We start from the raw sequence: 21,680 nt of genomic DNA on the forward strand, positions 1-21,680 counted from the left end.
TCAGGAGGCGCGAAGCTGACTGACGTCGGGCAGAGCAAAGAATAAAGAGCCTTCATGGCGCACAAGCAATGCGGTCTCACCCTGTGCGATAGTGTCGCTGTCTTCGTGTGGCTCGATCATCACATAATGGGCTTGGCCGAATCGATCGACTACCTTGGCGCGTGCGGGCCGGCCGCGCCGAGCGGTTCCCTCGAGCACCGTGCCGCGCAGCCGCAGAAGCTCATCCGATGTGATGGCAGTCGTTTCCAGACCCGGGAGGATGCGCGCTAGACCGCTAGACACATAGGTATTCAGGATAAGGCCGCCGACCCCTGCGCCGACCGCTGCAATGGCGGGCGACAACGGCGCGCCCAGCCAAGCCGCCGCAACTTGCTGGGTCGCAAGTCCGAGCAGGGTGAAGCACGCCAGCAGGGCCGTCAGCCAGATGAGGACGGGCATCTCGCCCAGGCCAAGCCAGTCGAGCAGCGTCGCACCGTCGGCGTCTGCATCGCCTGTCACGTCCGGATGAACGTCAATGTGCCCCAATCCGAGGCCCACTGCTTCGATGAGGCCAATACCAAGCATTACGACGAACGAAATGACAAAGGGAATGTAAGCTGGCGTAAGCAAATCGAGTAATAAAGAGGCCATTCTGTTCGGAGATTATCGGGGACTACGGATGGCTGCAATGGGTGACCACGGCCGAAAGCAGGCTGTCCGGTTCCGGACCAACCCGTACTAGAGCCGCCCTTCCGCCAGCTAAAGTGCGGGTGCCTTTCGCTCTAGGATACCTTCGAACCAGACGAAAATAACTCCCCGCTCGAAGGACGAGGGCTTCGCGTGTCGAACCTGCTGAACTGGTTCGTGTGGGGGCACTGGCAACCTCAGGCAAGTGGAAGTCGACTGCACGCCGTGCGTAGCGGGCCGGAAGCAGACTGTCTGCTTTCGGGCGCTGGCGCGACTTTCCGGTCGTTCGTTCAGCTGAGCCGCGAACGGCAGCTTGCGACCCATTGCAGACATTTAAGCTGCAGCCTGCCAAACCTTCGCCCTGAGACCTGCGGGGCGCTGCTCGGCTTCTTGCCACCAGTTTTCGGAGAAGCCCTCCAGTCGCATTCGCAGGACTTGCTCTGCTTGTGCGAAGTCTTCGTCCAACTCGCCTAAGGTGATGACCTCACCGGTTCGCGCTTGCACTATCAGGAACACCTCCTCGTAGGTGACCTTGTCCATCTTCTCAGCGGCGACCTCGGCGATGTCAGTAAAGCGGACGGTGCCACCGGCGCGACCGCAGATAGTTATGCGGTTCTCGTCAACGGCGATCTTCATGGCTGTTGGGTAGAGCGGCGAAGGTCCGCTTTCCACCCATTGCCGCCATTCCGCAGCTAGTCTGGCGAGCTCGAGCCAGTGTCCGCAGCTGGCCGTAAGCAGACCGTTTGCTCAGGGGCGCCAAGCTCCCGGTACAGCCTTTCGTTCACCAGTGCGGCGAATGTCTGCCTTCGGTCAGGTGCTGCCGGTAAGCTCAAGTTAGGCAAAGCAGCCACCGAGTGGCAGGTCTGGTCGGAAAGCGGACGTCTCTATCCTGACCGGAGACGTTCGGAGCCGAGATGAGCATAGCGCCGCCTACGCATCTTCCTGGCCGGACATTGACGCGGGTTGCGGTGGGGTTAGCTTCACGCAGTGGCACCTCTGCGGCGATCATTGGTCTTTCTGGCGGTGGGGGTGGGCCTCACGGCGCCCGGATCGGCTGCGCCAAGACCCAAGTGGATCCGGGATCGTGTTCAGACTTGCGAGTTCGAGCCGGCGAGAAAACCGGTGCGGTGCACAGCGTATTACCAGATGATTAGACATCAGCTGAAGGTCGGTCAGACATGGGACGAGTGGCGCTACATGTGGAAGGGACCACATGGAGAGGAGGTGCGCTACAAGTCACGGATCGGCGCCATCGGAGTTGGCACCTTCACCATCGGTGAGTTGGTGGATCCGAATTCTGACTTACCTTGTCACACAAGCAAGAAAGCCGTGTCTTACGCGCCAAGCCGGGAGGAACTGATCATCGGGGTGCCGGGCGACGGTTATGAGTTTTCCGTGCGGTGAGAGCCCATCTGAACATCTCCTCCAGCTGACATTTGCGAATTCGCGAAGCCGCCTTCAGCGAGGCGGCCAGTGTACTCGCGTCAACGGTGTCAGGTCTTCGGCCAACTAGCTCTACTTTGAGCCCTCAGGACAAGCTGCCCGGGTAACTCGCAAGCTACTAATTACTCGGGCGGCCATCCACGGTCTGGGACAAAGGGACTCGCCAAGTTCGCGCAGAGGTTCGTCAAAGATTTTCAGAAAAGTGCTGAGGAAGCGTCCAAACATTTCGACGGCCAAGTTGGCTCAAGTTAAAGCGCGCTATGCTCTCGATCGGGGCACTAGGTCTCAGGCATAGCTCCGCGAGGGCATTATGGCGGCCGTAACGGGAATGGGTGCTGACGTCCACGACGACCATCGCTCACCCGTTCAACCGGGACGCACGGCCACCCTCGCGAGCTCAGATGATGCTGTGCAATCCCGGCTGCGCGGCCCAGCCTGCGTCGAGGCTGTAGATCACGGCCGAGTTCCAGCTGAACCCGCCATCCGCCTGGCCCAGCCATTCGGTCACGGTGCCGTCGGTTCTGCGCAGCAGCAGGTCCGACATCCCGTCGCCATTATAGTCCCCGATCTGCTCCACCTTCCACGCGGCGTCGAGCGCGTAGCTTGCCTTCGCGTGATTGCTGGCGAAGCTTCCGTCGGCCAGTGCGATCCAGTCGGTCACCACGCCCGTCACCGTGTTGCGAAGCACCAGGTCCGACCGGCCATCCCCATCGATGTCGGCCGCCCCCTCGACCGTCCACGCCGGGTGCAGCGCGTTGGTCGCCGCGTCGTTCCAACGGAAGGAGCCGTCTGCCTGGCCCATCCACTCCGTCACGGTTCCGTCCGGTGTCAGGCGCAGGAGCAGGTCGCTCCGTCCATCGCCGTCGAAATCGCCCATCGCTGCCACCGACCAGCCCGCCGGCAGCACGTAGCTGGCCAGCTGGTGGTTGGAGAAGAAGGTGCCGTCCGCCTGCCCGAGCCAGTCGGTCAGCTGTCCATTGCCGTTGCTCAGCACCAGATCAGCGCGGCCGTCGCCGTTGACGTCGCCGGTGCCGACAATGTGCCACGCGGTGGCAAGGGCGTAGACCGCTCCCGAGTTCCAGGTGAAGCCGCCGTCGGGCTGCCCCAGCCACTCGGTCACCGTGCCGTCTTCGTTGCGCAGGATAAGGTCGACCCTGCCATCGCCGTTCACGTCACCGCTGGCGGCGACATGCCAGGCGGTCGCCAGCACATAGGTAGCGACTTGGTGGTTGCTGGTGAAGCCGCCGTCCGCTTGGCCCAGCCAATTGGTGACCGCGCCGGTCGAGCGGCCGAGCAGAACATCGCTTCGGCCGTCACCGTTGAAGTCGTTGTTTGCAGCATGGGTCACCGTCGCGATGGTGATCCGCACCCCGCCGCTCGGCGCGCCAGTCGCGACCAGCGGCCCGCTCAGCGGCGTGGCGAAGGTGATGGTGCCGCCGCTAAAGGTCAGGGTCTGGCCAGTCAGGGTGAAGCTGAAGTTGGCCGGCGTCGCGTCGGTGATCAGGATCCTGTCGCCCACCGCGAAGTCGACGATCGTGTCGCCGTCGAGACCCGCCGCCGTATCGCGGAAGGTGTCGAACCCGGCCTCGCCCGACAGGACGTCGTGACCAAGGCCACCGGTCAGCACATCGTCGCCGATGCCGCCGGTCAACCGGTCGTCGAACGCGCCGCCGACTAGCGAGTCGTACCCGGCATCCCCGAAGACCACCACGGCGCTTGCCGCTTGGGCTCCCTCATAGCGGTCGTTGCCGGTGCCGAGGTGGATGTCGCCGTGGATCACGCCCTGATTGATCAGCGTGTCGTGCCCGTCGCCAAGGTCAACGAGGCCCTCGATGACGCCGGTCGCGCCATTGGTAACCGTCTCGCTGCCCCAATACTGCGGAGGCTGATAGCCTTGCTCGGAGAAGGCGATGGCGTAGTCACCCCGGATCAGGCCGTTGTTGATGATCGCGATGGTCTCAATAGCGCCATGGCTTGCGCCGATCGCAACGCTGGTCGCGCCGGCAGCAAGCGATACGGCCTCGATCCTCCCGTCGTTGGAGATGATGGTTGGCTGAGTGCCCACGCCACCGCGCATGACCGCAATGGCGGTCGCAAAGCCGCCCTCGGCCAGGATGCTTCCGCTCGCGCTATTGTAGATGGACCCGCCATTCTCGCGCCGGATCGCGTATACGGCGCCGCCCGCTTCTGTTTGCGCGGCGATTAGCCCGCTGTTGCGGATCACGGCTTCGGTCAGCCCGCCGCCATAGTCCCAGATCGCCAGCGCGGCGGTGAGCCCGCTTGAGACCGCATAGATCGAGCCCTGATTGGTCAGTGACTGAAACGCGCTGAAGGCCGTCACCTGAACGTCGCCTTCCGCCACCGCCAAGCCCAGGTTCACCACGTCGCCGAAGCTGTTTCCGACCAGCACCGCGCCATTGTGCGCCCAAATCTCCCCGGCATTCCGGAAGGACGAACCGTCCCGCAGCCCATTGTAGACCTGAAATGCCGTCCCGCTGGTGTGGATGACCGTGCTTGCGGTGATGTTCACCTGGCCGTTGTCGGCTAGGTAGACGCCGGTCTCACGCGGGCTCGTCGGCTCGGGTGGCAGGGCAGGGACGAGGGACAGGACACGAACTCCTACAGACGAACCCTGATCATCATTGATGACAGATGTTATCAAAGCAACATCGCTCGTCTTTTCGACAAAGGCGGCGGCGTTGCCAAGGCGGTCGCGAGCTTAGCCCCAGCACTGCTTTTCCAACGTTCCTCGCCCGCTCGACCTCCCTCGAGATGGATCCTCACGTCGCGCGAACGTCCGCAATGGGTCGAATTCAGACCTCTTGCCTGGAGGTCCGAGTTGGGTGGAGAGCAGACGCATGAGAGTTAGTCAGACCCGCGTTGAAAGGGACATGTTATGCAACTTGGTCTGATCCTTATGGTCCTTTCTCTGGGCGAGCCGGGGCCCCGCGTGATTTCAGAGCAGCATTTCGGTTTGCAGAGCTGGCGTGCGACAAGCGCCAAGCTCATTCAAAGGCCGATCGGCGTGCACGATGAAAGCTTCGCTCAGGCGCTTGTCGATGCGAGTGGCATCAAACCATGGAATGGTCAGGTCGATAGTTCACGGCCTTCGTCGACCCGCATGGGGGTCAAAGCGGTCACTTCAGGCTCGGGCCCTGAGGTCACCGTGTTCTTCGGGCAGGGTGACCAACGCAAGGCGGGACGCGTTTGTCAGATAACGCGCGAGCACGGCGGGCTGACCGAAGAGTGGATCAGTGCTTACGATTGGTGTGCTTCACGGCTGGGCAAGTCCGCTTTTAACCGGAGGCCGCCGATCATCACCAGCACAGAGGTGCCGCCCATGCAGCCTCGGTGATCCTGTCCACACACTGTTGACAATGTCCTTCAACGTTCAAGCTGAATGTCCGCAAAAGGTCGAAAGCGGCCGCTTGCTGCTAAGCTGAACGAATGACCGGAAAGCTGGTCTGGCACCCAAGAGCAGACGGTCTGCTTACGGCCACATTTGGCCGCCGAGGGCTGGATGCTCAACGCCTATTCTTGGTGGATAGCGGACCATCTGCTTTCGGGTGAGCGCCCGCAATACCTGACGATCGTTCACGCGGAGCCGCACCGGTGAAGGATCTTTCGCTGGGCTTGCCTCATGAAACATTCCGAAATTAAATCATGTGTCGCATTTAGCGCCGTTTTCACGCTGAATTGACGTTGTCCAAACGCTGCCCGCTCCACAATGCAGTCGACAGGCGAGCACCTCCGCTCGCCTGCGCAGGAGGGTATGATGCGGCAAGGTAACATCCGGTGGCGTCCTTCGCGCCGAGCGATATTGCTGTTGGGGCTGACGGCGCTGACGACAGCCGTCGCAGCCGACGCCCGGCAGTTTGGTGATTGGGGCCGCGCGTTCAACGCGGAGTCGCTGCCCACTTCAAGTAACCAGCTGAACACGTCTTCAAACGATGGCTGCCCGATCCTCGATCCGTACGACAAGAGCCTGTACATGGCGTCGAACCGCCCCGGCGGTCACGGCGGACTTGATATCTGGATCGCGCCCTGGACCGGCAATGGCTGGGGCACCCCGGTAAATGCCGGACCCGAGATCAATACGGCGGCCGATGAGTTCTGCCCGGACCCGGTGCGCGGCAATCGCCTGTTCTTCGTTCGGCGATCCAGTTCGACGAACACTGACATCTATGTCGCAAAGCACTTGCCCCAGCGCGGCTTCCAGACACCCGAGCGACTTCCCACTGGCGACAACTCCATTAACAGCCCCGCAGAGGAGTGGAGCCCATCATGGTTTGAGGCCGACGGTCACGAATACCTCTACTTCTCCAGCACACGCGAAGGGAGGCAGCGGATCTACTACAGCGTCGACTTCGGCCCAGCTCAACTCGCCCCCGGCGGAGTGAACAGTTCGGCCGCGGACGCCCGTCCTAATGTCCGCCGCGACGGACTGGAGATCGTGTGGGATTCCACCCGTTTCGGTACGCTGGGCGGAACGGACATTTGGACTGCGACCCGCTCGACTGTGGATCAGCCCTGGGGCACCGCCGTACACTTAGAAAACGGTATTAACAGCTCGGCCGGAGAGTCGCGGGCATCGCTGTCATGGGACGGCAGCCGACTGATGTTTGGCACTACGCGACCCGGAGAAGGGTCCGCCGACATCTGGACCGCGACACGCTGATTGAGACCAAGAATTACCAGTTGCGGGCGGAGCAATCAGACCGGCAAAGGTCCGATCTCCGCCCTTTCATGTTCAACCTGGGCAAGGATGTGCTTGCGGATGGCCTCGAACCGGCCGTTGCCCGAAAGACCCCCAAAGGCAGGCTCCTGCGCGAGGTCTAATGCAACTGTATGTCCGTCGGGAAACCATCCTTTGCGGGTGGCTTCGTCGAGCAACGCAAGCGCTTGAGGCGCGTCATGCTGCGCCCCTCGGATCATCGCCAATCGAGCGAGTGACGATCGGTCGGGCGTGTTTGCGATTGCGCGCTGCATCCGCTGCGCACTTGCGGATAGCAGGTAATCTGCTTCCTGATTGAGCCCGTTGGCCTCAAGGGCGAGAGCAAGGTTGGATGCCAATTCGGGCAGCATCGCGCGGCGGTCTACCCGCGAAATGAACTCGTCGGCGTCCCGGAAAGCTCGCCGGTACAGAACAACGAGATCACGCCCATGATGCAGGCGGACCATCGCTCGTGCAGCTGGTGCCGAGAAGAACTGCGAGGTCCAGAAGATCTCCGGGGCAACCGGCTTTCCCTTTTCCCACTGGGGCGCGATCGTTTCTCCGCGGAGCAAGGGCGCGTACCATGAGGGGCAACCGGTAATCCGGTGCATAGCGCTGTACGAGCCAGTGGCCGTCAGCGTGTCGAACCACCCCGCCCACAGCAACGGCCTGGCCCGGCCGCTGCCGTCGAGACCGCGCGCCTTCAGCAAAGCCAGAGCTTGCGAGAAGTCACCGGACAAATAGAGCCGCCGAACATTGAGGCTGTCGATGAACTCTTCGCTTGCGCCGGCTCGCCTGGTGCTATCGATCAGCCGATCAATCCGCTTGCTGTCGCCGAGATCGCTCGCGACCTGTGCCAGGTTCTGCACTGCCGGATAAAGCAGAGGATCGATCCTGATTGCCTCCTCATAAAAGGCAGCCGCCTCTTTCATTCGGCCCTGAGCGCTGAGCGAGTTGCCAAGCCAGGTCAGCGCGTCAGAGTCACCCGGGTCCAGGGCGATGGCGCGGCGCAGCGAAGCCTCGGCCGCTTGCGACTGCTCACCTTGCGCGAGCGCCAGTGCGGCATGCGCCAGCGCGAAGTTGGGCGCGAGGGACAGCGAACGCTGAACGGCGCTCAAGGCTTCCGCGTGCGCGCCATTGTTCGCCGCCACACCTTGATTGTTAAAGCTAATCGCAATTCCGAGCAGTGCCCAAGCCGGCGCGTAATTGGGGTCCTGAGCAACGGCATCGCGAAGCAACGATTCCGCCCGGCGCACGCCTTGGCTTTCACGTTCGCTGATCAGTTGCCGGGCTTCACTGAATGAGGCGTAAACCTCGGGCGAGGTCGCGATCTGCTCGGCCTTTCGACCGCCACCCGGGGCAAGCCGCCCTCGCAGTGCGCCTTCGATTGCGCCGGCAATCGCAACCTGAGGGGCGATCCGGCTGTCGCTCCGGCTCCGGAACGTACCGTGCCAGACCGCAGCGCCATCGCTCGTACGGGTAAGACTGACCGAAGCGACGATCTCATGGCCCGCGCGGTTGACCGTCCCCTCCAGCAGGTGCGTGACGCCGAACCGCCGGCGGTACTCGCTGGGGATGAGCCTCTGCGCCGCCGCCGCCTCCGTTGTGGCTCGCCCAAGCAGCAGGAAACCCGGATTTCCGGTCAACATGCCGCGAGTTTGTTCTCCGATCCCGACCGCAAGGGATTCCTGATCCGAGAGGCTCTCTTCAAACGGCAACACAGCAAGGAAGGTCTTCGGTTGAGTGGCAACGGATCCGCTGCGCCACGGAAGGATCAGCGCAGCAGCCAGAATGCTGGCAACCAAGAACAGCGCCAGTGCCCATCTGATCTTGGCGCCTGCCTTGTATGGCGGCGAATGGATGGGGCTCTGCTCAATGGAAGGTGGGTCGCTCTCCTCGTCACTTGTTAGCGCTTGCCCTTTCCCATACCGCCGAAGCGTGGCCAGCGTTTCCGCAGCGGGATGGGCGTCGAATTCATCCCGCAACTGAGTGCGGAGAGCAGCAAAGTAGCGGTGCACCGCCGCCGCGTCCCCCCTCTCGGCGGCTAGCCGCATTGCGAGGCGGGTGGCCTCCTCGTTCGTCGGGTCTAGCCGAAGCACCTGATTGACGATCTCGAGCCCGACCTTCGCACCACGCTCGGCGGCGCAACGCGCAGCTCCGTTCAGCACCGCCCTGAGGGTTCGAGCTGGAACATGCGCGCGTTCCAGGCGCAGCCAATCGTCCAGCTGCTCGTCCAGCCCATCCAGATCGGTGAGGAGGCCGCGCTCGGACGACGCAAGCAGATGGTGCACACGGTGCCAGTCGTCCGTGTCCACGGCCGCCTCGATCATGGTGAGATCGGTGATCGCCGCACCGGCCGAAATCGTCACCTCGCCGCGACTGGCGTCCAGGAGCAATCCGACGTCCTCCGAGGCATGCTGAAGCTCAAAGATAGCTTGGCGCAGGCTGGATCGGCTTTGAGCGGGACCTCGGTCGCTCCACAACAAGTCGGCGAGAGAGTCGCGCGACATCGCCCGCCCATGAAGCGCAAGCAGCGCCAATACGGCCCGGGCTTTGCGGGACCTAATCCCGACAGAGTTGCCGAGCGGGTCCTCTACCCTAGTTCGGCCAAGGCAATGAACCACCACCAGCGCCTGCACGGCCGGTTGGCGAATGCGCGCCGTAACGTTCACCTCTCGACCTTCCGCGCGAAGCAGCCCATCGCCGTGAGTTCCCCGGTGTGCGAATGGGCGTAACAGTTTTGAGGGTTGCTGTTAAGTTTTCGCTTACGCGGTGGAGCAGCGCTACCTGATTCTGCGCAGGTCGGCAGTGATGCTGAGACCGAGTCCGCCCCAACGTCTTTTGATGGGAGACTTAGGGCAAAGACCGACATTGGCAACGCGATTAGTGCGTGATTTTCAGTTTTGCTTGAGACCCGCTTGACTCAGCTTCGTGTGCGCGGGCTGTGCAGCGCTGCCTGCGGTCTCATCTATTGGAACATCGTGAGTGGCGGTTCGCTGGAGGGCTCATGAAGGAGATCCTCATGCTTACTACCCCCGCAACCTACAGCCCGTCCGTCGAGAAGGCGATCGAAGACGAGGAGCAGGTCCATCGGGACTTGACGGAAACGATGCGGTCGATCGAGGAGACCACATCGAAAGACTACGGGCATGCAGTGCGTGCCGTTCACGCCAAAGCGCACGGCGTCTTCCAAGGCGAGCTGACCATCGCGTCGAACCTGCCGGCGGAACTGGCGCAGGGGTTGTTCGCCTCCCCTGGCACCTACAAGGCCGTAATGCGGCTATCGACACAGCCAGGGGATATCCTCGACGATGCAGTATCGGCAGCACGCGGAATGGCTCTGAAAGTGCTGGACGTGCCTGGCGAGCGTCTACCAGAAAGCAAGGGTGAGACGAGCCAGAACTTTGTTTTGGCGAGCGATCCCGCTTTCGCCGCACCCGACGCCAAGAAGTTTCTGGGTTCGCTCAAGCAGCTCGCTGCCACGACCGACAAAGCGGAATGGGCGAAGAAGGCGCTCTCGGCCACATTCCGCGGGCTTGAAGACTTACTTGAGGCGGTGGGTGGCCAAAGCGCCATGCTCAAGTCGATGGGCGGCGTCCCGATCACGCACCCTCTGGGCGGCACCTATTACAGCCAGACCGCATTTCGCTTTGGCGACTACATTGCGAAATTCGCTCTGGTGCCGGTGTCCGACCACCTAACGCAGCTCAAGGGCCAACGAGTGGACGTAACGGGCCGCCCCGATGCGCTGCGCGAAGAGGTCCGTAACACGATAATAGAGCAGGGCGGTGAGTGGGAGCTCCGGGTGCAGCTCTGCACCGATCTCAACAAGATGCCGGTCGAGGACGCTTCAGTTGTTTGGGATGAAAAGGCGAGTCCGTATCAAGCCGTCGCGCGGATCATGGTTGCCCCACAGATCTCAATCGGGACTGAAGTCCAGGAGTTGACCGACGAGCAGGTCTTCTTCAGCCCCTGGCATGGGCTGTCGGCGCACCAGCCCCTTGGTTCGGTCAACCGCGCCCGACGGCACACATACGAGATGTCGGCCGAGTTCCGTTCGAAGTTCAACGGTTGTCCGATGCACGACGCGCGAGCGCTCGAGGCAGTGACTTCCTGACAAGAGAGCCGTCGGGCTTTCCATTCACCACTGCGAAGCAGAGATATCACTCTTTTCAGGACGCCAATATCTGAAGCTGATGACAACCGGACATGCAGGCAATGGCGAAAGGCGAACAAGAAAGGGCTCGGCCAGACGGCCGAGCCCTTCTTCTTCGCTCGCTGCAGCGAGTTAGGCGGCTTGCAGCAAAAGGTCGCCAGTTCCACGGCGGCGCATCGAGAAGCCGACGGCGCCAAAACCGAACAGCATCAATGCCCAGGTCGCGGGCTCAGGCACGGCGCTGACCCCACCTCGCACGATCTCAGCCGAGGCGACCGGCAGCACGGCGAGGTATCCGCCGGTTCCATTCACTTCGCCGGGGGTGCCAGCACCTACGCCCGGAGCGACAGTCATGCCGTGCAGAACAATCTCCCGCAAGGTCAGGCCGCTGCGGTCGGCTCCAAGCAAGTCGTTAATGCTGAAGCCGGCTGCGTAGGTAGCAGGGTCGAGAAGGTTGAACGTCTGATTGAAGTCGACCACTCCATCCAGGTTGGGGTCAACGTTGCCAAAGGGGATGAGGATCGGCCCATAGCTCGTCTGCCCCTCGGCCAACTCAACATAACCATCGCGATCCGTGTCCTGCGCGAGTGTTGGAGTTGTCGAGTCGGCCGGTACGCCCGGTGCGGAATTAAGGCCATGAATATGCCCAACATGCGCGTTGCCGGGCTCAAGGCCAGTTGCGTGGATCATGACGTTAAGCGAGGTCATGTCATCTGAAAGCGTGAGCGTGGTGGTACCAGAAACACCGCTCCCATTAAGCGGTGTGAACACGCCAGAATAAACAATGGCAGCGGAAGCAGCCTGTGGGATGGCGACAAAACTTAGTGCGGACATCACGGCCGCAGTACGCAGATAGGCCTTCATCATCGATACTCCTCGGATGCGATGGAAGCACCCGACGAGTGCACGGCCGGATGACGCCAAACGAGCCAGGCGGCTCGATTTGGTTAACAAGGCTGCACGAGTGATGTTCCGCAGATGAGAGGTACGGGATTTAGCCTGTAATGGCTTCGGCGCTTTAAGTGAGTACCTTGCCTTCGCCACCGCCCAAATTTCGGCCGGCACAGATTGCCAGTCGCGGTGCGAGCGGGTTCGCATGCCGCCTATCTGCTGCCAGTTTAGGCAATGACGATTCTAAGATATGCCCGCAACGGGTCGCAAGCGCCGACTACCGGACGTTTGTAAATCCGCCAGCTTCGGACATCAGCATTGGCAGCTTCCTACGAGGTTATCCTGCAAATTAGCGAAATCGGTCTTTGCAGGATAACCGGCCGGAAAACAGTCCGATCGCGCAAGTTGCCGGCGCCCCGTGGGCTAAATGTGGGCCCCGGCTCCTCGAAGCACGGGAGTGGTGGGTTGGCGAACCATCCTGCTCAGATTTCGGTCGCTTCGGCCAGCGCCAAGGCATCTTCAACTTCCACGCCAAGGTACCGAACGGTTGTCTCGATCTTGGTAGACCGAGTAAGACCTGCACAGCCCGCAGATTTCCTGTCTGCTTGTAGATCAGGGCTGCTTTCGTGCGTCGCAGCGAATGGGTTCCGTAGTCTTCTCGTCGCAGACCGATCGCAGTCACCCATTCGTCGACCAGGCGAGCATATTGTCGGGTACTCATATGCGCGAGCCGATCAACGCGGCTCGGGAACGTGGACGTCGCTACGACTTGAATGGTCGTCTTGGTACCAGCCCGGCAAGTTCAAATCTTCAAGCTGATGTTAAGCCAGCTTGATCATAGATGGACGGGCCCGAATTAGCCGCTTAGGACCGATAAGTAGATGCCCGTGCCAAATGCCTCGAAGCGTTCCGATGCTCCCAAGCAGCTATACCTGAACCCCATCATCGACTGCGACTTCCCTGACCCGGCCATCGTCCACGCGCCGGATGGATATTATTACGCCTACGCAACGCAGGCACTGCGTGAGGACGGGTGGGTCAACGTCCAGGTCGCGCGATCAGCGGACCTCATTGAATGGCAATATCTTGGTGATGCGCTGCCCGCGAAGCCGCGCTGGGCGAGCACAACGCAAGACTTTTGGGCTCCAAGCGTCATCTTCGATGGCACGACCTATTTCATGTACTACTCGGCCACCCCCGACGTCTGCGAAGTGCACCAGCGGGGGCACGCGCTTGCCGTTGCGACTTCGAACTCACCTGCCGGCCCGTTTGTCGACATGGGAGAGCCCCTTTTGCTCGGTGTGGGATTCGAATTCATCGATCCTATGGCCTACGATGACCCGGTCACCGGCAAGCATCTGCTCTACTGGGGTTCCGGGTTCCAGCCCATCAAGGTTCAGGAACTCGCGGCCGATCGGAGGTCGTTTGCAACTGGCAGTGCGCCTATCGACCTGATCTGGCCAAATGGTGAGCAAGGCAGCTTTCCTCGGCTCGTTGAAGCATCATGGGTCATCCGGCACGAAGACTTCTTCTACCTGTTTTACTCGGGTGACAATTGCTGCGGCCCTCATGCGGAGTACGGGGTCATGGTCGCGCGCTCGAAGAGCGCGACAGGGCCGTTCGAGACTCTCGAGCAAGCCAAGGGTGTTCCTCACAGCCTGATGTTATCTAGGAGCGATCGCTGGCTCGCGCCTGGACACAACTGCATCATCAAGGATGAGGCGGGGCAAGACTGGATCGTTTATCATGCGATCGACATCGAGCGGCCCCGGCAGCGGCAAGAGGACGAGATCAACAGCCGCCGAGTGCTGCTGATGGATCGCATCGAATGGCGTGACGGGTGGCCGCATGTGGGAACCCCCTCAGTCAGCCTGCAACCTTCACCCGTCGTTTAGTGGCGTCCACCGCCTGCCACTTTGGGTCTTCTGTCCGGCTCGCAGGCAAAAAGCATCTGCTGCATCTGTAGCTCGCCTAACAGGCGCGCGTCGATGTTCCGGGTCCCGTTCGCCAAGATCGTGGACAGGAGGCCAGTCTCGGCATACCTCGAGTTGTCCCAGCCAGGGTACGCGGTAATTGGGTACCAGCAGATGCCCCTCATATCGGCGCCGCCCACCATCGCATCTCGAACTTCGTGGCTTACGTAATGGAGCCAAGAGGCCTTTCCCGTACCCTCCGCTCCTGTCTCCGAGAGCATCATCGGTTTCCGATACCGAGAGGCCATCTCGATGAGCATGTGGCTTAACGCCCGATATTCGTGATGACCCATCGGAATGGTGGGACCTTCGAAATACCATTGATTGTGAGGATAGAAGTTCCATCCGATCACGTCGATCAGGTCGGCGCTTCCGCCAAGCTCCGGCCGGGCAACTCCGAGAAGCCAGTCATAGGCCTCGTACATGCCCTGCAGGTTCTGCTTCGCCTTCCTAACGGTCTGCCGACGACGATTGTGGGGTGCGATGTGGATGAGAGGCTCAGCTCCGATTATGATTGTGTCCGGCCAATCCTGTTTGATGGCAGTGGATGCAGCGATAGCCGCCCGGACCAAATGGCTCTTGAACCAGCCGTGTTCCATCGTGCCTACGGGTGGAAAATAGCCTTCGCTCACGGCCCAAGCCATGAAGTTTATCTCATTCAAAAGGCAGATGCATGCTGGCCGGCTGCTCACCGACCGGTGTACCCTCATCGCAGCTACAGCGAAGTCGGCGAAGCGGTCAGGGAAATCTGGCGCGCCCTGGTCAAGATGATCGGGTGAGCCGTAGTGGAAAAGATCCCAGATAATCTGCAAGCCGAGCCGCTCGGCGGCCTCAAGGCCGGGCAGCCAACTCGACCAGTCGTACCTGCCCGGCGTCCTGCCGATAAGGTGCCATCTCAATCCGTCGCGGATGGTCTTCAAGCCCAATTTTGCGAGAACATCGTAGTCTTGCAAGATGTGTTTGTCGTGAGACGTGGCCCTGATCAGGTCGAGGCGCACTCCATCCCGCCGCCGGTGAGACGAACATTCAAATCCCGCCTGAAGGAAGCTATCGAAGCCTGCATCCATCAGCTAACCAAGACAAGCCCAACATTTCGCAGGCATGTTCGTCTCCTTGGCTCACGATCCAGGATTGAGCATCATTGACGCAGTCGCCAAAACCTACGGACGTGAGGTCTGGTTCTGCTTTACGGCCACCTTTTTGGGACCTTGCTTGCTTTTGGACGGTCCCTTGCCTTTAGCTAGCGACTGCTCAAGACTTTGCTCTCCCATGTCGGGCCCAGGCTTCCTCTGATCTGCCACATTGTCCATGGCTGTCTGCCACGCCTCTTGGTCAACTTGTTTCAACTTAACGCACAGCCGCTCGCGTTGCTCCGGTTACGAGTGATCGCAGGTTTTGTGTGAGCGCTTCCAACTGCAAGCCGCTCCCGGTTGCTCGCATTCCAAGCTCATATGAATGAACGGCTGCTTACGAGAGGTGACCCAGCAACCGCTAACATCAGCAAGTGGGTCTTTCCGGCCGCAGCCCGTCCTCCGTGAAGGAACGTCCGCTCCTGGGCAGTTGAGATCGAAGCCCCAGCGTCCGAGTGTGGGTCTTTTCAGCCATAGACAGACTGCGATGGACGGATGTCCGAACTGTGGGCCAGCTCAATCGCTGCGGAACGTGCGGCGGTGGGTCTTGCCGGTCGTCACCAGGGAGTCCACGATGTTCCACAGTTGGAGATCATCATGTCGGTCAAGGTCGTAGCATTTGTAACCGTCAAGCAGGGGCAGGAGGAGGCGTTCGTCGCTGCAGCCCAGCCCTGCATCGCGGCCTCTCGGGCTGAGACAGGCGTCCTCCGCTACGATCTTTGGCAGGAGGTCGACGGTGACCGGCGCTTCGTGTTCGACGAGCTGTACTTCGACCACGGTGCCGTTCAGGCGCACATGGCGTCCGACCATTTCAAAGCGTTCGGCTTGGCCGCACGCGACCTAGCTGCCACACGGCCAAGCATCACCGTCGCCGAAGCCATTGAGGTGGCCAGTTAGCCGCTAGTCTAGCAGATTGAGCCAACGTCCGGTCTCATGAAGCGCTTGAAGCACAACTCAGCGTCAGTAAGACGGTCTGCTCATTTCGAGGCAGTGTCTGGGCCCGGGTGGTTACCTCAGCTGGCTGTCTTTGCTGCCGCGACGATTGAACGCTGCGGCGAGTGGTCGGTCGCGGGCGCTTTGGCACTTCACGCAGGTACGAACACCAGGCACCGCGTGGCGGCGACCCTCGGGGATGTCGTCGCCACAGATCACACAGAACGGCTCACTCGCTCCGCTCGGCATATTTGCCCGAGCAGCCAGCACGGCGTCCGCAACTGTATCGTCGATCTGCTCCTGAACCGCTCCGTCGCGCGTCCAACCACCGGCCATCTTGCCTCTCCTTTCACGGACATATGGGGAGCAGAAGGGGCCAGTACCATTCAGAGCAAATTTAGGAGTGGAGGCTTTGAGGTAGCCAATCAAGCCGCGAGGAGGGGCGCTTACGGGCCTTATCAGACGCGGATTGCTAAAAGGCGGACCTGCGAGCTTCTCGCCTACGAGCTACACGCGCGAGTGCAGTGTCCGTTAACAGATACAATCACACCGGCACGGTGATAGGCACCTAGGCTTCGGTCCGCACTGTTTCGGCCCGGAACCAGAGCCGGCAGAGCTCGGCGCGGCGGACCAGGCCAAGCTTCGCGAAAATCTGCCGCAGATGGCTCGACACGGTGTTTGGCGAGATATCGAGCAAGCGAGCAATCTCCTTGTTGGACGAGCCCTCGGCGACCAGGGCGGCAATCTGGCGCTCGCGCTCCGACAGGCACGCGAACGGATTGCTTGGTGTCGCCCCGGTCAGCCAGCGATCCGGCGTCGGCGCCGGCCGGGGAGGGGTCAAGAGCAGCGATCCCTGAGCGGGCTCGACGAGCAGCAGCTTGTGCGCGTTCATAGGCAGCACTCCTCCCGCTGTTTTCTAGTCAGGAAGTCCGGGCAAGCGGGGCGCGGAAAGGCACCACATTGCTGCCCCCTGAAGCTCCGTCCTGACTAAGGCCAATCGACTCGGCGCTGGTGCGCCAATCATCACATGGATCAATGATCGCCTCAAGGAAGGCCTCGAAATCAATCCGGACCTGGCTGAGCAGATAATCCTCAGCCAGCCAGTTCAGGATGGCGCGTCCCGAGGTCGCCATGCGGCTGCGCTGCGACGTCAGTGGCACCTCCACGAAGTAGCGCTTCATCACTTCTTCCAGGACATCCCACGCGCTGTCGGCGCCGAAGAGGCTGCGCACGTCGGCCGAGCCAAGCACCGCGAAGGCTTCACGCAACAGGATCAGAACCTCGCTGCGCAGCACGGCAATGTTGCCGTAGGAGACCTGCTTGAGGTTGTGGCGCAGGTCGAGCCCTGAGCGGCGTACCACGGCCATGCTGCCAAAGGTCTCGCGCGTGCCGTCCGGTCGCAACACCTCGGACACGCGCTTGTCGCTGAAGTAGCGGCTGACATGCTCGCAGAAGTTGCTCAGCAGGCCGTGGAACGCACTGTTCGGCTCGGCCCCTGCGGGTGTCGGGACGCTCGTATACCCAAAAACCTTGCGGTAGGCGGCGTGGCGCTCACCGGCGGTGAAGCGCAGCACCTTTTTGCGGTCATACTGGTAGAGTGCCATCGCGCCCGGACCGTCCGACAAACGCACTTCACCCGAGCGAAATAGCGTCTGGAGCTTGAGAACGGCACGGAACACGCCAGCGCGCTCATGCTGGTAGAGGTAGTAGAGGTCGGCCACCGCCAATAGGCGCTCGCGGCGGATGTCATTGTCATAACTCGGCACGCTGGTTGGTGCCGGCGCATCCCCGGCATCGCGTGCGACCGTCGGCCCAAGCCCGATGAGATTGGCAAAACCTCCGTCGGGCGGTTGCCGATCGGCAATCGTGCCTTCGATCAGGCTTTGGGCGGAGTCGACATAGCTATTGAGCAGTTCGGCGCCCGATGAGGGGCCGGCGGCGAGCTCGTCACGCGCGGCGACGACCAGGGCGCTGCGCAGCCCCTCAAGCTTGGCAAGCAGCTCGTCATAGTCGCGGCGAGTAATCGTGGGCATCACGGGATCGGTCATGACGCTGCTCCTTGGCGCGAGGTCTTGGGGGGCTTCTTCGAGGAGGTGGTGGGACCACCCCTCGCATCGGTAAGTTGGCGCGTAAGGTCCTGTGCCGAGCCGATCAGCTGCTGCAATCCGTCCATGCGCTCGACTAGGTCATCGTCCTCAGGCACGTCGAGCCGGCGCAGCTCGCCTCGGCAATTGCCAATCACGCTCGCCAAGGTCCCTAGCGCGCCATGAATGTCTCGCACCGCCTCCGGGCGGAGATCGGCGTAGGCTCGATCGGACAGGCCAAAGCTGTCTGCTAGCTCGGCCAACCAGTCGAGCGCTTCGTCCAGCTCGTCGGCCAGGTAACGAGGGGGCTCGTCCTCGCCTCGGAGACGGGCCCCGACCCAAGCGGCAGCGGCAGGGCTGTCGTCCATTGCCGCGCGGATGCCGTCGACTTGGGTGGCGACCGCCTCGAAGATGGTGCGTAGGTGGTAGGAAGCCTCGCTGCGCTGCAAGCTGCCCTCCTGACCTGTGAGCTGGCGCCGAAGGGTGGCGCTCTGCTCAAAGAGCTGCTCCACAAGCGCCTTCAACTCATCGTGAGTGGTCACGGCCAGCGTCGAGCCAAGTGCGTTCACTGCCTCATCGAGCCGGCTGCGCAGATCGCTCCAGCCTGCCGGCGGGACGCAGTTGAGCAGGCCAAGAGCGATGAATTGTTGCCCGAGTGCCTGCGCGAATGCGGTGAGCGCATGCTTGCAGCGAAGCCGCGGCGGCCCGCCGGCCCGACCGGCTAGGTCCCGCAGCCGGTCAAGCTGCGCCTCCACGCGTGCCCGGGCTGAGTCGATCCTCGCGGAATCGGTCAGCGGCCAAGTTTCGATCGACTGGGCCAACGTTAGCAAGTCATCCAGCATCACGCCGATCTGGCGGGTAGTCGCAACTGCCAGTTGGGACGCGATGGCGAGACGACCGGCGAGCGGCCCATCGGTGACGCCGCTGCGGTCGAAGGCGCCCGCCCGGGTCAGGGTCGCCCGATAGCCGCCCAGCGGATCATCGCGCAGCGCAAAGCGGCGGTCGAGCGTGTCCACAAGCCTCGCCACCAGCCGGTCGCCGCCTGCTCCGCGACCGTCGAGTATGCCCTCGTGATGCGGCAGACCAAGACTGTCGAGGGTGGTGACCAGCTGTTGCTGGACTTTGCTGACGGGCGCGCCTGTGCCGCCGGGAGCGGTGGTTGTCACCCGAACCTGGATGGGCGGCGTTGGGCGAGAGCGTTGTCCGGTGGCCATGTTCTGATCCTCCTGTGGGAGCGTGGCGGCGATGAGACCATGTGCATCGCCGAGAGAGCCGAGCAGCAGTTCGAAGTCGCGAACGGCGTCGAGCAAGTGCACTGCGGCGGGCGCTCCGCCGTCCTGCGCTTCCTTCTCAAGGTCGATCAGGATGTCCGGACTTAGCGCGTCACGGATGGCAGCCAGCCACAGCAAACTGTCGTTGAGCGCGGAGGCCCGGGGCACGCCGGGATCGATTGGCGGCCGGCTGGTCCCAGCTGCGCACAGGCCCCGCAACAGCAGTTCGACACTGCGGCGCTCGCCCTGGCCAGCCTGGAACTCTTCCGCTGCCTTCAGCAGTGCCGCCATTCCGCGGTCCACGGCCTCAGCCGCAGCCTGGAAATCTTCGGCGGGCGAGCGCGCTTGGGCACCGAAGGAGGGAGACTGCGACATCGCTTCAGCTCCTCCCCAACGTGGCATAAAACGACCGGTAAATAGTCTCGGGGGAAACCTTGCCGCGCGCTAGGGCTAGCCGGGCCGCCCCGATCAGGAAGCGTTCGGGCAGCACACCGGTGGAATCGCCAGCCTCCAGCCTGACTGCTGCTTCCTGCGTTAGCAGGGCGTGCTTGGGTTCAAATCTTGCGACCTCGGCTAGGCACTTGCCGCCATACTCGGGACTTGGAGAGTAGCAGATCGCGGTGACCATTGCCGAGATCTGCGCGGGTAGCTTGTCGCGAACCCAGGCTGGCACCTGCGCCCAGGCAGATGAGGGGTAAAGCTTGTCCCAAGCGGCACGGAACTGTCGGGCGTCGTCCCCAAAGCCCATGCGTTGGAGCAGTTCGATGTTGAGCAGCACACGGATGATTGGAGTGGGGTGGACGGCCTCGTCCGAGAAGTTGGCCGCGCCGGGGCGCGAACGGCCGACCACGTCCATGAGTGAGCCGACATAGGCGGGCCCGATCAGCAATGTGCCGGCAAGATCGGCATAGCTTTCCTTATGCCAGCGTGCCCACACGGCCGCGTTGCGGCGAGGCAGCCCGGCCTTGGCGAAGGTCGCAAGGATCTGTCTCGGCATGAGCTCCCACAGGCCAAGGTCGTTCTGGAGGTTATGCGAGACCTCGTGCGGAATGGCGCCGAGCGACCACGGATTGATCAGGCGGTGATAAGGCACTTTCACCAGCGGAAAGGGATTGGCCTTGGCCCCGATCAGCGACAACCGCACGCCCCGGCGGAAGGTGGCCGGGCCGAATCCGGTCTCAAGATAGGTGAACGGTGACGGGCTCGGGATGGAGCGGGCCCGGCCCAGGCCGAGATAGATCGCCTGGTAACAATCTAGCGCTATCCGATCCATGCCGCTCAGCAGCGTTGCGAACGGGCCGCGCCGCTGATTAAACAGGTTGAAGTAGAACTCCCAAAGTTTCTCGACTTCACCCGACAGCGTCTGATGGCGCTCCTTTGCGGTGAGCATCGCCGCGCAGGCGGCATCATCGCCGCTAACCGCCGCTCGGCAAGCTGCCGCGAGACGCCGGTCTTCGGCCAAGCCCGAACGCCGCGCGGCGCGCAGCATGTCGTTGACAGCCTCGATGTGCGCCGGACCGGGCGCTTCGGGTCCGCTGCCGAACTCGTGGCGGCGGAAGCAGCGGAGCGCATTGGCATGGCGCCGGGCATTGACGGACGTGCGCAGGGCGAAGAAGCTAAGCGCGGGAACGGCCCCGCCGCGCACGACGGGACGCGGCCCGGCGATGACGGGGGCGGGAGGTTGACGGAGGGCGAGGGCGGTCATGGCGCTATTGCCAGTTCGGCGCGCTCGAACTCGCCCGCGCCGCGCACCCGCGCGGCGATGTCGCGGACGAAGTCGACCGTGCTGCGGCCGGCCTTCGGGAGCAGCACGGATAGCGTCAGCAGGAATGTTCGGACTGCCGGTGAGGCGCTCCGGTCGAACCCTTCAGCCAGTACGGTTGCCGAGAGTTCGGCCAAGGCGGGCGGCCAGCCCGCCGCGCGAGCCGCCACCTTGAAGCGCGCAGCAACAAAGCCCCCGAGGCTCGGACCAGTGCCGGCGGCGTTGCTGCTCTGGAGGTAGGCGAGTAGCTCAAGCGATGTCTCGGTCCCAACAGCGGCAGCGATCGCCTGCAGGCCGGGCAAAGCCGCCAGTCGCGGGTCGCGCCGAAGAATGGTGGTGATTGTGCCACTGAATTGCCCTGCGAGCTGCTGTCGGGCACGCTGGCTTGCGGCGATGCGAGCAGTCTCCTGTCGGCGGCGCTGGTCGAGCCGGCGCGCCAGGCGCTGAGAGCGGCGAGCATCGTTGATCAGCTTGGTGCGGTTTGGACGGGGGGACCAGGCCATCGGATCGGCCTCGCCCAATCGCGGCGGCATCCGTCGCGCAGCTGGCAGCAAAGGCGAAGCTGCCGCGGCAAGCCACTGACCACCCTGAGGGGGCGTGACGCTCTGACGAAGAAGGCCTGGCTGGATCATGACCATTCGCCTCGCTGGCGGGCCG

19 protein-coding genes and 1 pseudogene are annotated in these 21,680 nt (G+C 62.4%); 7 read left to right on the forward strand and 13 right to left on the reverse strand.

All coding sequences use genetic code 11. The features are described from left to right. Together M8312_RS13250 and M8312_RS13255 are read right to left on the reverse strand one after the other, a co-directional pair. Positions 1 to 630: a YqiJ family protein gene (locus M8312_RS13250; protein WP_250118151.1), complete on the reverse strand. Its 630-nt coding sequence runs from the start codon at positions 628 to 630 to the stop codon at positions 1 to 3. A 369-nt stretch (positions 631 to 999) separates the two neighbouring features. Beyond that, on the reverse strand, positions 1,000 to 1,302 hold the full coding sequence (locus M8312_RS13255; protein WP_250118152.1) for a hypothetical protein: 303 nt from the start codon (positions 1,300 to 1,302) through the stop codon (positions 1,000 to 1,002). Between the two features lie 510 nt (positions 1,303 to 1,812). On the opposite strand from M8312_RS13255, the gene M8312_RS13260 reads away from it, so the two are divergent. Beyond that, positions 1,813 to 2,070, forward strand: a complete 258-nt coding sequence (locus M8312_RS13260) for a hypothetical protein (RefSeq protein WP_250118153.1) — start codon at positions 1,813 to 1,815, stop codon at positions 2,068 to 2,070. 436 nt (positions 2,071 to 2,506) lie between these two features. On the opposite strand, the gene M8312_RS13265 is transcribed toward M8312_RS13260, so the two are convergent. Then, positions 2,507 to 4,639 carry an FG-GAP-like repeat-containing protein gene (locus M8312_RS13265; protein ID WP_250118154.1) on the reverse strand — a complete coding sequence of 711 codons (2,133 nt, stop codon included), beginning with the start codon at positions 4,637 to 4,639 and terminating at the stop codon, positions 2,507 to 2,509. Between the two features lie 366 nt (positions 4,640 to 5,005). Between M8312_RS13265 and M8312_RS13270 the strand changes: the two genes are divergently transcribed. Both M8312_RS13270 and M8312_RS13275 read left to right on the forward strand, forming a co-directional pair. Then, positions 5,006 to 5,464, forward strand: coding sequence for a hypothetical protein (locus tag M8312_RS13270; protein WP_250118155.1), 459 nt, complete (start codon positions 5,006 to 5,008; stop codon positions 5,462 to 5,464). Positions 5,465 to 5,881: 417 nt separating this feature from the next. Then, positions 5,882 to 6,787, forward strand: coding sequence for a TolB family protein (locus M8312_RS13275; protein WP_250118156.1), 906 nt, complete (start codon positions 5,882 to 5,884; stop codon positions 6,785 to 6,787). A 35-nt stretch (positions 6,788 to 6,822) separates the two neighbouring features. On the opposite strand, the gene M8312_RS13280 is transcribed toward M8312_RS13275, so the two are convergent. Then, positions 6,823 to 9,219, reverse strand: a complete 2,397-nt coding sequence (locus tag M8312_RS13280) for a tetratricopeptide repeat protein (RefSeq protein ID WP_250118157.1) — start codon at positions 9,217 to 9,219, stop codon at positions 6,823 to 6,825. 123 nt (positions 9,220 to 9,342) lie between these two features. Here M8312_RS13280 and M8312_RS13285 point away from each other — a divergent pair, with 123 nt between their 5' ends. After that, entirely contained in the window at positions 9,343 to 9,558 is a 216-nt protein-coding gene (locus M8312_RS13285; RefSeq protein WP_250118158.1) for a hypothetical protein, read from the forward strand. A 272-nt stretch (positions 9,559 to 9,830) separates the two neighbouring features. Beyond that, positions 9,831 to 10,940: a catalase family protein gene (locus M8312_RS13290; RefSeq protein ID WP_250118159.1), complete on the forward strand. Its 1,110-nt coding sequence runs from the start codon at positions 9,831 to 9,833 to the stop codon at positions 10,938 to 10,940. A 171-nt stretch (positions 10,941 to 11,111) separates the two neighbouring features. On the opposite strand, the gene M8312_RS13295 is transcribed toward M8312_RS13290, so the two are convergent. After that, positions 11,112 to 11,846 (reverse strand): PEPxxWA-CTERM sorting domain-containing protein, encoded by a 735-nt coding sequence (locus M8312_RS13295; protein WP_250118160.1) that lies wholly within the window; start codon positions 11,844 to 11,846, stop codon positions 11,112 to 11,114. A 506-nt stretch (positions 11,847 to 12,352) separates the two neighbouring features. Continuing rightward, positions 12,353 to 12,621 (reverse strand): annotated as a pseudogene (locus M8312_RS13300) (tyrosine-type recombinase/integrase); the annotation flags it as partial. Between the two features lie 130 nt (positions 12,622 to 12,751). Here M8312_RS13300 and M8312_RS13305 point away from each other — a divergent pair. Further along, positions 12,752 to 13,765: a glycoside hydrolase family 43 protein gene (locus tag M8312_RS13305; RefSeq protein ID WP_250118161.1), complete on the forward strand. Its 1,014-nt coding sequence runs from the start codon at positions 12,752 to 12,754 to the stop codon at positions 13,763 to 13,765. Here the strand turns inward: M8312_RS13305 and M8312_RS13310 are convergent. Continuing rightward, entirely contained in the window at positions 13,762 to 14,841 is a 1,080-nt protein-coding gene (locus tag M8312_RS13310) for a hypothetical protein (protein ID WP_250118162.1), read from the reverse strand. The genes M8312_RS13305 and M8312_RS13310 overlap by 4 nt on opposite strands. Before the next feature lie 627 nt (positions 14,842 to 15,468). Between M8312_RS13310 and M8312_RS13315 the strand changes: the two genes are divergently transcribed. Further along, positions 15,469 to 15,870, forward strand: a complete 402-nt coding sequence (locus tag M8312_RS13315) for a putative quinol monooxygenase (RefSeq protein WP_250118163.1) — start codon at positions 15,469 to 15,471, stop codon at positions 15,868 to 15,870. Positions 15,871 to 15,981: 111 nt separating this feature from the next. On the opposite strand, the gene M8312_RS13320 is transcribed toward M8312_RS13315, so the two are convergent. The 6 genes from M8312_RS13320 to M8312_RS13345 form a co-directional block, all read right to left on the reverse strand. Beyond that, positions 15,982 to 16,242: a DksA/TraR family C4-type zinc finger protein gene (locus M8312_RS13320; RefSeq protein ID WP_250118164.1), complete on the reverse strand. Its 261-nt coding sequence runs from the start codon at positions 16,240 to 16,242 to the stop codon at positions 15,982 to 15,984. A 232-nt stretch (positions 16,243 to 16,474) separates the two neighbouring features. After that, complete coding sequence (locus M8312_RS13325; RefSeq protein ID WP_250118165.1) at positions 16,475 to 16,798, reverse strand: response regulator transcription factor; 324 nt, start codon at positions 16,796 to 16,798, stop codon at positions 16,475 to 16,477. 28 nt (positions 16,799 to 16,826) lie between these two features. Next, entirely contained in the window at positions 16,827 to 17,954 is a 1,128-nt protein-coding gene (locus tag M8312_RS13330) for a hypothetical protein (protein ID WP_250118166.1), read from the reverse strand. Then, a complete protein-coding gene (locus M8312_RS13335) occupies positions 17,951 to 19,636 on the reverse strand; it encodes a hypothetical protein (RefSeq protein ID WP_250118167.1) in 1,686 nt (561 codons plus the stop codon). The genes M8312_RS13330 and M8312_RS13335 overlap by 4 nt, the downstream gene beginning before the upstream one ends. Before the next feature lie 4 nt (positions 19,637 to 19,640). Continuing rightward, positions 19,641 to 20,966, reverse strand: coding sequence for a hypothetical protein (locus M8312_RS13340; protein ID WP_250118168.1), 1,326 nt, complete (start codon positions 20,964 to 20,966; stop codon positions 19,641 to 19,643). Further along, the gene (locus tag M8312_RS13345) at positions 20,963 to 21,655 is read right to left on the reverse strand and encodes a hypothetical protein (RefSeq protein WP_250118169.1); all 693 of its coding nucleotides are present in this window, start codon (positions 21,653 to 21,655) and stop codon (positions 20,963 to 20,965) included. The genes M8312_RS13340 and M8312_RS13345 overlap by 4 nt, the downstream gene beginning before the upstream one ends. Positions 21,656 to 21,680 lie beyond the last annotated feature (25 nt).

It is taken from the genome of Sphingomonas sp. KRR8, assembly GCF_023559245.1.
GTDB lineage: Bacteria > Pseudomonadota > Alphaproteobacteria > Sphingomonadales > Sphingomonadaceae > Sphingomicrobium.

What these genes read in the sequence shown, in the direction of transcription:
- M8312_RS13335 (WP_250118167.1), bottom strand. Translation starts at nt 19,636, where the DNA reads ATGTCGCAGTCTCCCTCCTTCGGTGCCCAAGCGCGCTCGCCCGCCGAA.
- M8312_RS13305 (WP_250118161.1), top strand. Translation starts at nt 12,752, where the DNA reads ATGCCCGTGCCAAATGCCTCGAAGCGTTCCGATGCTCCCAAGCAGCTA.
- M8312_RS13290 (WP_250118159.1), top strand. Translation starts at nt 9,831, where the DNA reads ATGAAGGAGATCCTCATGCTTACTACCCCCGCAACCTACAGCCCGTCC.
- M8312_RS13285 (WP_250118158.1), top strand. Translation starts at nt 9,343, where the DNA reads ATGAAGCGCAAGCAGCGCCAATACGGCCCGGGCTTTGCGGGACCTAAT.
- M8312_RS13295 (WP_250118160.1), bottom strand. Translation starts at nt 11,846, where the DNA reads ATGATGAAGGCCTATCTGCGTACTGCGGCCGTGATGTCCGCACTAAGT.
- M8312_RS13345 (WP_250118169.1), bottom strand. Translation starts at nt 21,655, where the DNA reads ATGATCCAGCCAGGCCTTCTTCGTCAGAGCGTCACGCCCCCTCAGGGT.
- M8312_RS13255 (WP_250118152.1), bottom strand. Translation starts at nt 1,302, where the DNA reads ATGAAGATCGCCGTTGACGAGAACCGCATAACTATCTGCGGTCGCGCC.
- M8312_RS13275 (WP_250118156.1), top strand. Translation starts at nt 5,882, where the DNA reads ATGATGCGGCAAGGTAACATCCGGTGGCGTCCTTCGCGCCGAGCGATA.
- M8312_RS13330 (WP_250118166.1), bottom strand. Translation starts at nt 17,954, where the DNA reads ATGACCGATCCCGTGATGCCCACGATTACTCGCCGCGACTATGACGAG.
- M8312_RS13250 (WP_250118151.1), bottom strand. Translation starts at nt 630, where the DNA reads ATGGCCTCTTTATTACTCGATTTGCTTACGCCAGCTTACATTCCCTTT.
- M8312_RS13260 (WP_250118153.1), top strand. Translation starts at nt 1,813, where the DNA reads ATGATTAGACATCAGCTGAAGGTCGGTCAGACATGGGACGAGTGGCGC.
- M8312_RS13340 (WP_250118168.1), bottom strand. Translation starts at nt 20,966, where the DNA reads ATGACCGCCCTCGCCCTCCGTCAACCTCCCGCCCCCGTCATCGCCGGG.
- M8312_RS13270 (WP_250118155.1), top strand. Translation starts at nt 5,006, where the DNA reads ATGCAACTTGGTCTGATCCTTATGGTCCTTTCTCTGGGCGAGCCGGGG.
- M8312_RS13325 (WP_250118165.1), bottom strand. Translation starts at nt 16,798, where the DNA reads ATGAACGCGCACAAGCTGCTGCTCGTCGAGCCCGCTCAGGGATCGCTG.
- M8312_RS13315 (WP_250118163.1), top strand. Translation starts at nt 15,469, where the DNA reads ATGTCCGAACTGTGGGCCAGCTCAATCGCTGCGGAACGTGCGGCGGTG.
- M8312_RS13320 (WP_250118164.1), bottom strand. Translation starts at nt 16,242, where the DNA reads ATGGCCGGTGGTTGGACGCGCGACGGAGCGGTTCAGGAGCAGATCGAC.